The sequence below is a fragment of the Altererythrobacter litoralis genome, assembly GCF_036324225.1.
Taxonomy (GTDB): domain Bacteria; phylum Pseudomonadota; class Alphaproteobacteria; order Sphingomonadales; family Sphingomonadaceae; genus Erythrobacter; species Erythrobacter litoralis_A.
The window spans coordinates 62,159-75,579 of sequence record NZ_JAZDQV010000007.1 but is presented as its reverse complement, the minus strand read 5'-3'; the positions used below and the strand labels follow the sequence as shown (position 1 = coordinate 75,579).

Sequence of the window (13,421 nt, the reverse complement as noted above, 5' to 3'; positions counted from 1 at the left end):
ATAGCGGGCGGGCATGACCGGCAAGAACGCTACGGAAGTGATAGCTGCGGACGCAGCGGGAATCGCGCGAGCGGCGACGATTCTTGCCGGGGGCGGGCTGGTCGCGGTGCCGACCGAGACGGTCTATGGACTCGCGGCGCGCGCCGACAGCCCCGAAGCGGTGGCCCGGATATATGCCGCGAAAGGCAGGCCCGATTTCAACCCGCTGATCGTGCATGTCCGCGATGTGGAGCAGGCGCAGCGATACGCGCAGCTTTCGGGTGTCGCGCTGGATGTGGCGGGGGGCGAGTGGCCGGGGCCGCTGACGCTGGTCCTTCCGCTGCGCGCTGATGCGGGCTTGGCACCGGCCGTGAGTGCTGGGCTGCCGACCGTCGCCTTGCGGTGCCCGGCGCATCCGGTGATGCGCCATTTGCTCGAACAGGTCGATTTCCCGCTGGCGGCCCCTTCGGCCAATAGCAGCGGATTTATCAGCCCGACGCGGCCCGAGCATGTGCTGGCCTCGCTCGATGGAAGGATCGAGATGGTGCTCGATGGCGGCCCCTGTGCGGCCGGTGTCGAATCGACCATCATTGCGATCCGCGAGGATGGCAGTTGGGACGAGCTGCGGCCCGGCCCGGTGGATGTCGAGACCCTGCGCGCGCGATATGGCGGCGCGCGAAACAAAATTGGCGGGGAGACTCCCGCCGGAAGTATTGAAGCGCGTATTGAATCTCCGGGCCAGCTAGCCAGCCACTATGCTCCTGGAAAACCCGTGCGGCTGGGCGCGCTCGATGCCGAAGCTGGCGAATTCCTGATCGGCTTTGGCGATGTGGCGGGCGATTGCACCCTTTCCGCGGCGGGCGAATTGGATGAAGCCGCCGCACGGCTCTACGATTGCTTGCATCTTGCCGCGGCCAGCGAGCACTCACGCATTGCCGTGGCGCCGGTTCCTGAACGCGGGATCGGCAAGGCGATCAACGACCGACTGCGGCGCGCCGCAGCCTGATTCTGCCCGCTCAACGCTCGGGAGATGCGGCCAGCCCGGGGTTGTTGCGCAGCAGGATCTGGATTTCCGAGTAGGTTTCCTTCGCCTCGAAGCAGGCGCGATCATTGCCTTCGCGGCATTTCTCCAGCTGTCGATCATAGCGCCGCTCGAACTGGCGCAACTCTTCCTCGCGTTCACGCATTTCGCGTCCGCGCTTCTCGTCGGCTTCGGACTGGCTGGTGGTGGCAAGGTCGACTCGCTTGCTTGCAACCTTGACGGGTGCGGTCACGACGTCAGCGGCGGCGCGAACCACGCAGCCGCCAAGGAAAAGGGAAGACAGGGCGAGAGCAAGGAAGGGAAGGCCGCGCATGGGCTGGATGTCCCACACGCGGCCATTGCTTGTCCAGCGGCACGCGATGAAGCGCGCCGAATTGCCTTCGGTTATTCGGCTGGGGCGGCCTCTTCAGCACCCGGCTCGCACTTGAGCGTGCCCGAACCCATTGCGTTGATCTCGCAGGTGGCGCGCCCGATCACTCGCACATCGCCCGAGCCCATGATGCTTGCTTCGACTTTGCCGTCGGATGCAAAGCTGGCCGAGCCCGAACCCGCGACCGTGATATCGGCGCTCTCGACCTTGAGACTCGCCATGTCGGCTTTGCCCGAACCGAGAATGTTGAGGCCGAGCGTCGTCGCCGTACCGGCGGTCGTGAAAGTGCCTGCGCCCGCGATGGTGACATCGGCTTTGGTCGCTGAAAGCGCCGCCACGGAAAGGTCGCCCGATCCGGCGATGGTTACATCGGCAGTGTCCGCCATGGCAGCCGCCTCGACCTTGCCCGAACCGGCGATCACGATTTCCTTCGGCGCAGGCATCGTCACGCGCACGATCGCCGTGCCGCTGTGATCCCATTTGCCGTTCTTGCGCATCACGGCGAGCGCGCCGTCCTTGAGCGAGAAGCGGAGCAATTCGGTCGTTTCGCTGTCGCCTTCGACATCGATGTCGAGCGTGTCGCCTTCGCTCAGCACCACCGTGTCGGGGCCGGCCAGGATCAACTCGGTCGGGGCATCGCCCGACATGTCGAGCTCGGCCAGCGGCACGCCTTCCTCGCCATTGATTTCGATATTCATGTCATTGCAGCCAGCCACCGCCGCAGAAAGGGCGATTGCCGCAACGGGCGCCAGGCGCTTGATCAGCTTGTTCAGCATGGGTTCCTCCACCACATAATCCGTATTGCCCATGTAATACAGTATGGGACCCACATCAACCGCCCATGCGAAAAGGGCCGCCCTTTCGGGCAGCCCTTCGTCGAATTCGGAATGTCGCCGGTCGATCAGGCGTCTTCGGTGTTCTCGTAATATTGCGGCGCGTGCTTGCGCAGCACATCGAGAATCTTGCCGAGCGCGGTCGGTTCGTCGGTTTCTTCCATCGCCGCGAGTTCGCGTGCGAGGCGGCTCGAGGCCGCTTCGAAGATCTGGCGTTCCGAATAGCTCTGCTCGGGCTGGTCTTCGGGGCGGAACAGGTCGCGCGTCACTTCGGCGATCGACACCAGGTCGCCGGAATTGATCTTCGCTTCATACTCCTGCGCGCGGCGCGACCACATGGTGCGCTTGACCTTGGGCTTGCCCTTGAGCGTTTCCATCGCTTCCTTGAGCGTCTTGTCGCTCGACAGCTTGCGCATGCCGATCGCTTCGACCTTGTTGGTGGGCACGCGCAGCGTCATCCGCTCTTTCTCGAAGCGCAGCACATACAGCTCAAGCTGCATGCCGGCGATTTCCTCGTTCTGGAGCTCGACCACGCGGCCAACGCCGTGCTTGGGATAGACCACATAATCGCCGACGGTGAAGGCAGGAGCCTTGCTTGCCATGCACAATCCTTTCTTTGGACGAGGCCATCGATGGACAGTCGAGGGGACCCTTTCGGGCCTGCAAAGGCAGGCGCCGCGTGCCACCAGCTATCCGAGAATTTGGCCTTGCCTTTCTCTGCTACAACCCGGGCGCCAGGACCAATCCGGCGCGCTTGATCGATTATATAGCACACCCGCAACAAAATTGCGAGTCGCAAGCGCAATCGCCCTGAAAGCTATCGAAAGCGGTCGCGAGAGGCTCGATCCGAAGATGTATCAGCGCACGCCCCGCAGGACGGCGGGCCCGACTCAGTCGCCTTCGCCCGGCTCGGCCGAGAAGTACTTCTCGAACTTGCCTTCCTCGCCCTTGTGGTCGTCGGCGTCGGCCGGCGGTTCCTTCTGGCTGGTGATATTGGGCCATTCGGCCGAATATTTGGCATTGAGCTCGAGCCACTTTTCGAGGCCGTCCTCGGTATCGGGCAGGATCGCCTCGGCCGGGCATTCGGGCTCGCACACACCGCAGTCGATGCATTCGGAGGGGTTGATGACCAGCATCGTCTCACCCTCGTAGAAGCAGTCGACCGGACATACTTCGACACAGTCGGTATATTTGCACCGGATGCAGGCGTCGGTGACGACATAGGTCATGTGGCGGAATCCCCTTGCGTATCGCGTGTTTCGTCCGCTGCTATCGCGCTTTCTCCGCTTCGGTCAAGCTCGCGATAATGCGAACGCGCCATTCCCGGCGGGCCGCGCCGGTCCGGCAGGGAAAGAACCTCCACGATCCGCACCTGGTTCCCATGCGGGAAGGTGAGCACGTCGCCCGGATGCACGTCCTCGCTGCCGCGCCGCACATGCACGCCGTTGACCCGCATGTGCCCTTCGGCAATCATCGCCTGTGCGCGGCTGCGCGTCCGGGCGAAGCGCAGATAGACCAGCAGCCGGTCCATCCGCATCGCCTCGCCCATCAGCCGAGCAGTTCCTTGAGCGCGTCGAAGGCACCGCCGGCGCGTGCCGGGCCATGCTGGCTTTCACGCGGCTTTCCGCCTTTCGCGGCTGGTTTTCCCTTGCCACCTCCCTTGCCGTGGCACTTGTGGCCCGGCTTGCCATGCCTTTGCTTGGCTGCGGGCGCACCGCGCTCGTTCCGATCGTTGCGCTCGCCAGGGCGGCGCGGGCGCCAGCCCCACATGTCGGGCGCGGGCGGCCCGAATGCGCCTTCAGCCAGCGCGCGGGCGCCCTGCCGCTTGAACCCGGCACTGCCGAGCAGGCGCGGGATATTGCCCGCTTCAAGCCCGATCGAGATCGGGAGCGAAAGGTCGATCGCGAATTGCGAAGGCGGTTTGGCTTTGCCCCCTGCCCCGGTTGCCTTTGCGCGCGCATCGAAAGCGGCGCGCAGGATTTTTTCGGCCAGGTCGACGCGGATCGCCTGGCTGCCCGCCGGTCGATAGCCCGCGGGCAAGTGCCGCTGCTCGCCGATCACGGGCAGCATGGCCTCTTCAAGCGGCCGGCGGTCGATCCCCAGCGCATGAAGCAACCGGCGCGGGGCGGGCTTGAGCAGCGCGGGCACGAAAATGTCGAGCGCGCCGAACGTAACGCCGAGCTTGCGCAGGTAGGGCCGCAATTCCTTGGGCAAATGCTGCAACCCGGCATCCTCGCGGCTGACGCTGCCATGGCCTGCGATCACCGTGTGGAGCAGTGCGCGCGCTTCGGAACCCGCCGCCGGATCGTGCGCCGCCGCCGCAAGCGTGCGGAGCGGCGCGAGCGGTTCAAGCTGAGCTTCAAGCCAGTCGAGCAGCGCCGCTTCGAATTGCTTGCGCTCGAGTTCGGGCAAGAGCGCAAGCTCGCGCACCGGCACAAGGCGCGGCTTGCCGAAATCGTCAGGCAGTTCGACTTGGGCGAGCCGGTGGCCGTTCCACTGGATCGCGCCTTCGGACAGTTCGAGTTCGCCAAGCCCTTCGGAGGCGACCCATTGCGCGCGCTGCGTCAACAAGGCCGGCAGGGCCTTCTCGCCTGCTGCGAGCAGCATCTTGCGGTCCGCCACGGTGGCGTCCGGCGCGACCACGAAGCGGAATCCCTCGAGCTTTCCGATCGGTTCGCCATCGACAGTCAGCGCGCCATCGGGCGCGAGTTCGACCGGCAGGCCGCTGCGATCCTGGCCCAGCGATTTCATCAAAAGCGAAGTCCTCCGGTTTACAAATCTCTCGGTCAGCCGCGCATGCAGCGCGTCCGACAGTTTCGCCTCGGCTGCGCGAGCGCGCGCGAACATCTCGTCGCGCGCCAATACCCAGTCGGGGCGCTGGCAGATATAGGCCCAGGAACGCACCGCGGCTATCCGGCCTTGCAGCGTGTCGATATCGCCTTGCGTCCGGTCGAGTTCGGCAATGCGCGCGGCGACGTAGTCCGCCCCGAGATAGCCTTCGCAAAGGTCTTGCCATAGCCGCGCAACGAAGCGCGCGTGCTGCTCTGTGCCGACCGCGCGGAAATCGGGCAGCGAGCAGGCCTCCCAGAAGCGCCGTACCAATCCCGCACCCTTGATGCTTTGCGCCAGCGGTTCCTCGGCCAGCCGTTTGAGCACGGCCAGGTCGATTGCTTCGGGTGCTGCGCGCAGTTGCGGTTCGTCTGGCGGCGCTTCAAGGTCGCCGACCAGCGTGGCGAGATCGTCAAAGCGCGGTTCGGCTTCGCGCCAGAACAGATGCGTCAGCGGCGCGAAGCGATGCTCCTCGATCGCGTAGACTTCTTCATCGGTGAACTCGGGCGGCGAAGCCGTGCTGCCGCGCATGCCCGAAACCGTGCCGAAGGTGCCGTCGCGTTGGTGTCGACCCGCGCGACCGGCGATCTGCCCCATCTCGGCGGGCGTCAGCCGCCGCTGGCGCCTCCCGTCGAACTTGGAGAGCGATGCGAAAGCGACATGGTCGAGGTCGAGATTGAGCCCCATGCCGATCGCATCGGTGGCGACGATGTAGTCGACCTCGCCGTTCTGGAAAAGTTCGACCTGCTTGTTGCGCGTTTCCGGCGACAGCGCGCCCATCACCACTGCCGCCCCGCCGCGAAAGCGCCGCAGCGCTTCGGCCATGGCGTAAACCTGCTCGACGCTGAAAGCGACCACTGCGCTGCGCGGCGGCAGGCGCGACAGCTTGCAGCTTCCCGCATGGCTCAGGGTCGAGAAACGCGGGCGCCCGACCAGCTCGGCGCGCGGCACCAGCGCCTTGACCATCGGTTCGAGCGTAGAAGACCCGAGGATCATCGTCTCTTCGCGGCCGCGGGCATTGAGCAGCCGGTCGGTAAAGATATGCCCGCGTTCCGGATCGGCGGCGAGTTGCGCCTCGTCCAGCGCTACAAAGGCATGGCCACCGCCGAGCCGGTCCATCGCTTCGACCGTGCAGCAAAAATAGCGGGCGTCGGGCGGTTCGATCCGTTCCTCGCCGGTGATCAAGGCCACCATCTTGTCGCCCTTGATCGCGCGGACCCGGTCGAACACTTCGCGCGCAAGCAGCCGCAGCGGAAAGCCGATCATCCCGCTCGAATGGCCGCACATGCGCTCGATCGCGAGATGGGTCTTGCCGGTATTGGTCGGGCCCAGGACCGCCTTGATCGTGCCGTCGCTCACAATCGCGTTTGTGGCACCGCGCCGCGCCCCCCGCAACCGCGCGGCACGCCGCTCGGGGCGCTTCTCAACATTTCGCCGCTTGGCGGACTCGCTTGATCGCGCATTAAGCCAGCATTTACTTTGATCGGCGAAAAAAATGGGCCATTGAGCGCGTTGCACCATGGGGTTCGCAGGGCGCGAGGGAGTTGGGGCTTTGGAGCAATTGCGCGAATTGCCGGGCGAGACCGCGCCAGCGATCGAGGAACCGTTCCTCGATTTCGGCGACGTTCCGCCTGCTCGCAGCGCATCGGCCAGCGATTCCCCCGCCCCCGGCAAGATCGTGCTCAAGCGCGTGGAGGACTGGCGCGCGCGCTTCGACGAATGGCGCAACGAAGCCTCGCGACGGTTCGAGGGGATCGATATCGCGCCAGATCTGGCGGAGGACATCGGCAGCCGCCGCTGGTTCCGCGGGCTCGGCACCATGCTGGGGCTGAGCGCAGTCGCGCTGGCGCTATGGCCCGATTTCGCCCCGCTCGAAGCACGGCCCGCAATGGCGATCGACCAGACCGCGCGCGACGAATTCCGCAGCCAGATGATCCTGCCGTTGGCGCTTGGAGCTGACAGCGGGCGGCAAATGGGTGCCGGGCCGCGCGTGATTCCGCTCGCTTCGGCCCCGGAGCGCCCGCAGGTCGAGCTGGTTGCCACGCTGTCGCGCGGCGACAGTTTCGAGCGCATGCTGCAACGCGCCGGCGTGGGGCCGAGCGATGCCGCGCGGGTGCAGGAACTGATTGCGGGAGAAATGCCACTCGACCAGATCGAGCCCGGCACCACGATCGATATCACGCTGGGCCGCCGCCCGGCTCCAGGCGCTGCCCGCCCGCTCGACGACCTTTCCTTCCGCGCCCGCTTCGATCTCGAGCTCGAAGTGCTCAACGACAATGGCAATCTGTCGCTGCGTCGCAACGTGATCCGCGTGGACGACACGCCGCTGCGGATTCGCGGCACAGTGGGCCAGAGCCTCTATCGTTCGGCCCGTGCGGCGGGTGCGCCGTCCAGCGCGGTTCAGGAATTCATCAAGGCGCTCGACGGGCAGATCGACCTTGAACGCAGCGTGCGAGCCACCGACGAGTTCGACATCATTGTCGCCTATCGCCGCGCCGCGACGGGCGAACGACAGGCGGGCAAGGTGCTTTATGCCGGGATCGACCGCGACGGAAAGCCCAAGACCCAGCTGATGCGCTGGGGGCAAGATGGCAATTTCTTCGAGGCTTCGGGTGTAGGCGAACAGCGCGGCGGTATGGTCTCGCCAGTGCCAGGCCGCCTCACTTCTGGGTATGGCATGCGCCGCCACCCGATCCTCGGCTATCGCCGGATGCACTCGGGCGTCGATTTCAGCGCGCGCTATGGCACGCCGATCGTTGCGGTTACCGATGGCCGGGTGGCCGCGGCGGGCCGCATGGGCGGCTGCGGCATCGCGGTGCGGCTGAGCCATGGCAACGGCCTGTCGACCCGTTATTGCCACATGAGCCGGATGGCAGTGAATTCGGGCCAGCAGGTCCGCCGTGGGCAAGTAATCGGCTATGTCGGCTCGACCGGGCTCTCGACCGGTGCGCACCTCCATTACGAGATGTATCGCAATGGCCGCGCGGTTGATCCGCGCACGGTCAATTTCGTCACTCGCGCGCAGCTCGAAGGGCGCGAACTGATGAGCTTCCGCGCCGCATTGTCCGAACTCAAGATGATCGAACCGGGTGCCGCGCTCGAAGATCTTGAGCTGCAACCGAGCGAGATTGCAGCGCCCAAACGCGAAATCGAGAAGATCGACAACAAGCGGAAGATCGGCTGAACGCCAGCACCCGATTGCGCCCCCTGCAATTATCCGGCAACACGCGCGGATGAGCGTATCCTATCCCAATTTGCGCATGCGCCGCACCCGCGCCAGCCAATGGAGCCGCGCGCTCCATCGCGAGAACATTCTTACTCCGGCAGACCTGATCTGGCCGCTGTTCGTGACTTCGGGGGCGGGCGTGGAAGAGCCGATCGCCACACTGCCCGGAGTATCGCGCTGGTCGGTCGACGGGATTGCGCAGCGCGCGAAGGAAGCGGCGGCGATGGGCATTCCCTGTGTCGCGCTGTTCCCCAATACGCCCGCCGACAGGCGCAGCGACGATGGCGCCGAAGCGCTGAACCCTGACAATCTGATGTGCCAGGCGATCAAGGCGATCCGCGATGCCTGCGGCAGCGATATCGGCATCCTCACAGATGTCGCGCTCGATCCCTACACCAGCCACGGGCAGGACGGGCTCGTCGACGATGGCGGCTATGTCGTGAACGACGATACCGTCGCGGTGCTGGTCGACCAGGCGCTCAACCAGGCCGAAGCCGGGGCGGACATCATCGCTCCGTCGGACATGATGGATGGCCGCGTGCGCGCGATTCGCATGGCGCTCGAAATGAACGGTCACCCCAACGTCCAGATCATGAGCTATGCCGCGAAATACGCCAGCGCCTTTTACGGGCCGTTCCGCGATGCGGTGGGTTCGCGCGGGCTGCTGAAGGGCGACAAGAAGACCTACCAGATGGATCCCGCCAATGGCGATGAGGCACTGCGTGAAGTGGCGCTCGACATTGCCGAGGGTGCCGACAGCGTGATGGTGAAGCCGGGGCTGCCCTATCTCGACATCGTGCGGCGCGTGAAGGAGCGCTTCGAAGTGCCGGTCTTCGCCTACCAGGTCTCCGGCGAATACGCGATGATTGAGGCGGCGGTGGCTGCAGGCGCAGGCGATCGCGATGCGCTGGTGCTCGAAACGTTGCTTGCGTTCAAGCGGGCGGGCTGCAGCGGCGTGCTGAGCTACCACGCCTTTCATGCGGCGCGCCTGCTTGGCGGGTGAATCCGATGGCGGAATTTCGGCACGAAACCGAGCGGCTGGTGCTGCGCGACTGGCGCGATGCGGATTGGGCGGAGTTCTTCCGGGTGACCAATACCCCGGCGGTGATGGGCTGGCTCGGCGGCGTGTTGGACGAAGCGGGCAAGGAGGCAACCCGCGCCCGGGTGGAAAGCTGCGCTGCAAGCAACGGTTTCTGCTTCTGGGCCATTGAGCGCAAGGACGACGCTGCGCTGCTGGGCTTTTGCGGGCTCAAGCGTGCCAACGCGCCCGGCTCTACGGTTATCGACAAAATGGAGGTTGGCTGGCGGCTGCGCGAGGATGCCTGGGGCAAAGGCTATGCCAAGGAGGCAGCGATCGCTGCAATCGATGCCGGGTTCGATCGCTTCCATGCCGATGAGATCGTAGCATTGACGGTTATCGACAATGAAGCGAGCTGGGGACTGATGAAGCGGCTGGGCATGCGGCGGCGCGCAGAGCTCGACTATCCCGATGCGCGCTACGATCCGCCTTGGCGCGATACGATCGTCTATTCCATCGACCGCCCAGCATGGGAGAAGCAGCGTGGGTGATATTGTGATCGAGACCGAGCGACTGGTGCTGCGCCGGATCGACGAAAGCGATGCCGAGCTGCAATTCCGCGTGCTCAACACGCCGACCGTGATGGAACATCTCGGCGGAGTAAAGGAACTGCACGAGATCGAAGCCAAGCACGCCAAATCGATGGCATGGTTCGCGCAGCGCGGGTTCGGCTTCATGATGATGATTGAAAAATCCAGCGGCGAGCTGGTCGGCCATTGCGGGATGAAGCTGGTCGACAATCCGCTCGCCCCAAATCAGGGCGATCACGAGATAGGCTGGCTCGTGCGCGAGGATCGCTGGCGCCACGGCTATGCCAATGAAGCGATGCGCGCGGTGATCGACTGGGCCTTTGCAACGATCGGCGTGCCCCACCTCGTGGCGCTTGCCTGCGACCGGAACGTGCCGAGCTGGCGCTTCATGGAGAAGCTGGGGATGGAGCGGCGGCGCGATCTCGATTTCGACGATCCCGCTTATGACCCGCAGGACAACCCGACTATCCAGTATATGCTGACACGCGAGCAATGGGAGCAAGCGCAATGACCGCAAGGCCAGGAGTCAACATCGTCCCGATCCATGGCAAGTCCCCGCAGATCCACGACAGTGCCTTCATCGCACCCGGCTGCACCATCATTGGCGATGTTACGATCGGGGCGGAAAGCTCGATCTGGTACAATTGCGTTTTGCGCGCCGATGTCAGCCGGATCGTGATCGGCGAACGCAGCAATGTGCAGGACGGCAGCATCCTGCATTGCGACCCGCCGCGCCCGGGCGACCCGGACGGTTCGCCGCTGATCATCGGCGACGATGTGCTGATTGGCCACATGGCGATGATCCATGGCTGCACGATCCACGATCGCGGGTTCGTGGGTCTGGGAGCGATTGCGATGAACAAATCGGTGATCGGAAGCGATGCGATGCTTGCTGCCGGCGCGATGCTCACCGAAGGCAAGGTGATGGAGCCGCGCATGCTGTGGGCGGGGCGCCCGGCCAAGCCGCTGCGCGAACTCAACGATGCCGCGATCGCGGGGATGCGGATGGGCACCGCGCATTATGTCGAGAACGGCCGTGCCCATGCCGCGGCGGTAGCCGCCGCTTTGGGCGACCCGGCCTAGGGGTGGCGCGGCCGCGCGCCGAATTGCCGCCGCCAGAGGCGGTGCACGCATTGATCGACGGTGAAGGGCGGCTGGCGCTGCGGGTGACGCCCGGCGCGCGCAGCGAAGCGATGTCGATCGACGGTGGCCAGCTGCTGGTCAAGGTGCGCGCCAGGCCGCAAGACGGGGCGGCCAATCAGGCGGTGCTGGAACTGCTCGCCAGGGCCCTCGATATCGCCCCGTCGCGAATCGAATTGCTGCGCGGCGCGAGCGCGCGGGAGAAGCTCTTCCGGATCGTCGCCTGGGCGAGCCCCCCATAGTCGGGCGAGATCGCCCGCCCGCCTCGGGGCATGAACGCTCAGGCCCGCCGCTCGGAGATCACTCTGTTTTGTCGCCTTTGCGGTACTTGTCGAACCAGGCAATAACCGCAGAGGTTCGCGCGGCTTGCTGGCTGGGCGACTGCGACAGATTGTTGTGGCTCGAATCAGGGGTAACCACCAGCATGGTGTCGACTCCGGCCAGCTTGAGCGCGCCGTAATATTGCTCGGCCTCGCTGCGCGGGGTGCGATAGTCGTCCGCGCCGACCAGGACCAGCGTCGGGGTCTTCACATTGCCCACAAGGCTCAGCGGCGATCGCGCCCAATAGCCCTGCGGGTCTTCCCACGGCAGCGCACCGAGCCAGTAGCGCCCGAAATAGGCGGTGCCGTCTGCCGTCAGCGAATGGCTGGTCCAGTTGATCACCGGCTTGTGCGAGGCTGCCGCCTTAAACCGGTTGGTCTTGCCGACCAGCCAGCTGGTCAGCACCCCACCGCCAGAGCCTCCGGTGACGTAAAGATCATTCGGATCGGCATAGCCTGCGGCAATCGCGGCATCGACCACGGCCATCAGCTCGTCGAAATTGCTGATCGGGTAATTGTCCTCGATCCGGTCGGCAAAGGCTTCGCCATAGCCGGTTGAGCCGCCCGGATTGCTGAACAGCACGGCATATCCCGCCGCGCCATAGAGCTGGTAATCCGCCGAAAACAGCGGGCCATAGGCGGCATAGGGGCCGCCGTGCATTTCAAGGATGGTCGGCACCTTGTCGCCCGGCTTGTATCCCGGCGGCAGCATGATCCACGCCGGGATCCTGGTGCCATCGGGCGCGGTGACTTCGAGTGCACGGGTTTCGCCGAGCTGCTTGCCCGAAAGCTTGAGTTCGTTGAGTGCGGTGAGCTGGCGCATCCCCGCCTTGGTCGTCACGCCGACGTCGGGCGGGCGCGTGCTGCTCGCGGTGGTGAAGGCCATCGTCCCGCCATCGCTCACCGACCATTCGCCGCCGGTATAGGGCAGCGCGTAATAGGTGCTGCCCAGCGCCGGTGCGAGCGGGGTGACTTGCCCGCTCAACGAAATGCGCGCGACGCGGTGTTCGCCATCGCTCTCATAGCTGGCGAACAAGCCGGCAGCGGTCCATTCGAGCCCGTCGAAGCTGCGGTCAAAATCCGCTGCGATCCGCCGCGCACCCGAACCGTCGGCATTCATCAGGTAGAGCCCGGTCTGGTCATAGGCATTGCCGAGATCGTCGAAGCCGAGATAGGCGATCTGCTTGCCGTCGGGCGAGAATTGCGCGCCGCCATCGGGCCCCTTGCGGCTGGTCAGCGCGGTGATTGCGCCGCTCGCGACATCGAGTGCGTAGATCTCCGACTGCAGCGGTTCGAGCTCCCAATCGGGATTGCGATTGGCGCTGAACAGCAAGGTCTTGCCATCGGGGCTCCATTCGACCGAGCCGCCATTGTCGTATGGGCCGAAGGTCAGCTGGCGGGGCGCGCCGCCGGTCGCCGCGACCAGGAAGAGCTGCGACGTGCCCGGCTGGACATAGCCGCCGCCGTCGTTGCGGAAGGTGATCTTGTCGATCACCTGCAGCGGCTTGCCCCATTCGGCGCCCTCGGGCTTGGCGGGGGGCTTGCCCAGGCTCGGCGGATCGGCCGGAACGCGCGCGGTATAGGCGATGCGGGTGCCATCCGGCGACCAGGCGATCGCGCCCGGCGCTTCGGGCAGCGCGGTGATATTGGCGCGCGCGCCGCTCGCCAGCCACAGCACATGCAGTTCCGGGCCGCCGCCGCTGGCGGTCGAGACATAGGCGATGCGGGTGCCATCGGGCGACCAGCGCGGCGAGCCGTGCGATCCTTCGCCTGTCACCAGCGGGGTCTGCGCGCCGCTGGCCACATCGACCAGCCAGATCGAGCTGACCGTGCGGTCGGTCATGATGTCATTGGTGCGCCGGACATAGGCGATCTGCTTGCCGTCGGGGCTGATGCGCGGATCGGCCGCGACCGTCAGGCCGAACAGGTCGTCGCCGGTGAAATGCGGGTTGGGCGCGGTGCCCTCCGCCGCGTCAGCCTGTCCGTCGGCCAGCGCCGGTGTAGCCAGTACGGCAGGGCTGGCGAGAACGAGCGCCAGCGCGGTAAGGCGAAATGCAGTCATGTGAACCCCCCT

Annotated in this window: 14 protein-coding genes; 7 read left to right on the top strand and 7 right to left on the bottom strand. The window is 65.5% G+C overall.

Going from position 1 to position 13,421, the window contains the following annotated elements; translation table 11 throughout:
- Positions 1 to 13 precede the first annotated feature (13 nt).
- Positions 14 to 985 (top strand): L-threonylcarbamoyladenylate synthase, encoded by a 972-nt coding sequence (locus tag VRS74_RS08540; RefSeq protein WP_354144834.1) that lies wholly within the window; start codon positions 14 to 16, stop codon positions 983 to 985.
- A gap of 10 nt (positions 986 to 995) precedes the next feature.
- On the opposite strand, the gene VRS74_RS08535 is transcribed toward VRS74_RS08540, so the two are convergent.
- The 6 genes from VRS74_RS08535 to VRS74_RS08510 all read right to left on the bottom strand — a co-directional run bounded on the left by VRS74_RS08535 (position 996) and on the right by VRS74_RS08510 (position 6,412).
- The gene (locus VRS74_RS08535) at positions 996 to 1,334 is read right to left on the bottom strand and encodes a hypothetical protein (protein WP_354144833.1); all 339 of its coding nucleotides are present in this window, start codon (positions 1,332 to 1,334) and stop codon (positions 996 to 998) included.
- A gap of 71 nt (positions 1,335 to 1,405) precedes the next feature.
- Positions 1,406 to 2,221, bottom strand: coding sequence for a GIN domain-containing protein (locus VRS74_RS08530; RefSeq protein ID WP_354144832.1), 816 nt, complete (start codon positions 2,219 to 2,221; stop codon positions 1,406 to 1,408).
- A gap of 71 nt (positions 2,222 to 2,292) precedes the next feature.
- Positions 2,293 to 2,826, bottom strand: a complete 534-nt coding sequence (locus VRS74_RS08525) for a CarD family transcriptional regulator (protein WP_354144831.1) — start codon at positions 2,824 to 2,826, stop codon at positions 2,293 to 2,295.
- A 288-nt stretch (positions 2,827 to 3,114) separates the two neighbouring features.
- The gene (gene fdxA, locus VRS74_RS08520; RefSeq protein ID WP_354144830.1) at positions 3,115 to 3,453 is read right to left on the bottom strand and encodes a ferredoxin FdxA; all 339 of its coding nucleotides are present in this window, start codon (positions 3,451 to 3,453) and stop codon (positions 3,115 to 3,117) included.
- Positions 3,450 to 3,773, bottom strand: coding sequence for an RNA-binding S4 domain-containing protein (locus VRS74_RS08515; protein WP_354144829.1), 324 nt, complete (start codon positions 3,771 to 3,773; stop codon positions 3,450 to 3,452). The genes fdxA and VRS74_RS08515 overlap by 4 nt, the downstream gene beginning before the upstream one ends.
- On the bottom strand, positions 3,773 to 6,412 hold the full coding sequence (locus VRS74_RS08510) for a helicase-related protein (RefSeq protein ID WP_354144828.1): 2,640 nt from the start codon (positions 6,410 to 6,412) through the stop codon (positions 3,773 to 3,775). The genes VRS74_RS08515 and VRS74_RS08510 overlap by 1 nt, the downstream gene beginning before the upstream one ends.
- A 193-nt stretch (positions 6,413 to 6,605) precedes the next feature.
- Between VRS74_RS08510 and VRS74_RS08505 the strand changes: the two genes are divergently transcribed.
- Genes VRS74_RS08505 through VRS74_RS08480 form a run of 6 tightly spaced genes read left to right on the top strand, consistent with a single transcriptional unit; the run spans position 6,606 to position 11,269 of the window.
- The gene (locus VRS74_RS08505) at positions 6,606 to 8,237 is read left to right on the top strand and encodes a peptidoglycan DD-metalloendopeptidase family protein (RefSeq protein WP_354144827.1); all 1,632 of its coding nucleotides are present in this window, start codon (positions 6,606 to 6,608) and stop codon (positions 8,235 to 8,237) included.
- Between the two features lie 49 nt (positions 8,238 to 8,286).
- Positions 8,287 to 9,282: a porphobilinogen synthase gene (gene hemB / locus VRS74_RS08500; protein WP_354144826.1), complete on the top strand. Its 996-nt coding sequence runs from the start codon at positions 8,287 to 8,289 to the stop codon at positions 9,280 to 9,282.
- 5 nt (positions 9,283 to 9,287) lie between these two features.
- On the top strand, positions 9,288 to 9,848 hold the full coding sequence (locus VRS74_RS08495) for a GNAT family N-acetyltransferase (RefSeq protein ID WP_354144825.1): 561 nt from the start codon (positions 9,288 to 9,290) through the stop codon (positions 9,846 to 9,848).
- Positions 9,841 to 10,398, top strand: coding sequence for a GNAT family N-acetyltransferase (locus VRS74_RS08490; protein WP_354144824.1), 558 nt, complete (start codon positions 9,841 to 9,843; stop codon positions 10,396 to 10,398). Before VRS74_RS08495 ends, VRS74_RS08490 begins: the two co-directional genes overlap by 8 nt.
- Entirely contained in the window at positions 10,395 to 10,970 is a 576-nt protein-coding gene (locus VRS74_RS08485; RefSeq protein WP_354144823.1) for a gamma carbonic anhydrase family protein, read from the top strand. Before VRS74_RS08490 ends, VRS74_RS08485 begins: the two co-directional genes overlap by 4 nt.
- A gap of 2 nt (positions 10,971 to 10,972) precedes the next feature.
- Positions 10,973 to 11,269 carry a DUF167 domain-containing protein gene (locus VRS74_RS08480; protein ID WP_354144822.1) on the top strand — a complete coding sequence of 99 codons (297 nt, stop codon included), beginning with the start codon at positions 10,973 to 10,975 and terminating at the stop codon, positions 11,267 to 11,269.
- Between the two features lie 58 nt (positions 11,270 to 11,327).
- Here the strand turns inward: VRS74_RS08480 and VRS74_RS08475 are convergent, their stop codons facing one another.
- On the bottom strand, positions 11,328 to 13,409 hold the full coding sequence (locus tag VRS74_RS08475; RefSeq protein WP_354144821.1) for a S9 family peptidase: 2,082 nt from the start codon (positions 13,407 to 13,409) through the stop codon (positions 11,328 to 11,330).
- Positions 13,410 to 13,421: the final 12 nt, after the last annotated feature.

Excerpts from the sequence above, each read along its gene's own strand:
- VRS74_RS08525 (WP_354144831.1), bottom strand. The coding sequence starts at position 2,826 with ATGGCAAGCAAGGCTCCTGCCTTCACCGTCGGCGATTATGTGGTCTAT.
- VRS74_RS08515 (WP_354144829.1), bottom strand. The coding sequence starts at position 3,773 with ATGGGCGAGGCGATGCGGATGGACCGGCTGCTGGTCTATCTGCGCTTC.
- VRS74_RS08485 (WP_354144823.1), top strand. The coding sequence starts at position 10,395 with ATGACCGCAAGGCCAGGAGTCAACATCGTCCCGATCCATGGCAAGTCC.
- VRS74_RS08540 (WP_354144834.1), top strand. The coding sequence starts at position 14 with ATGACCGGCAAGAACGCTACGGAAGTGATAGCTGCGGACGCAGCGGGA.
- fdxA (WP_354144830.1), bottom strand. The coding sequence starts at position 3,453 with ATGACCTATGTCGTCACCGACGCCTGCATCCGGTGCAAATATACCGAC.
- VRS74_RS08535 (WP_354144833.1), bottom strand. The coding sequence starts at position 1,334 with ATGCGCGGCCTTCCCTTCCTTGCTCTCGCCCTGTCTTCCCTTTTCCTT.
- VRS74_RS08495 (WP_354144825.1), top strand. The coding sequence starts at position 9,288 with ATGGCGGAATTTCGGCACGAAACCGAGCGGCTGGTGCTGCGCGACTGG.
- VRS74_RS08475 (WP_354144821.1), bottom strand. The coding sequence starts at position 13,409 with ATGACTGCATTTCGCCTTACCGCGCTGGCGCTCGTTCTCGCCAGCCCT.
- hemB (WP_354144826.1), top strand. The coding sequence starts at position 8,287 with ATGAGCGTATCCTATCCCAATTTGCGCATGCGCCGCACCCGCGCCAGC.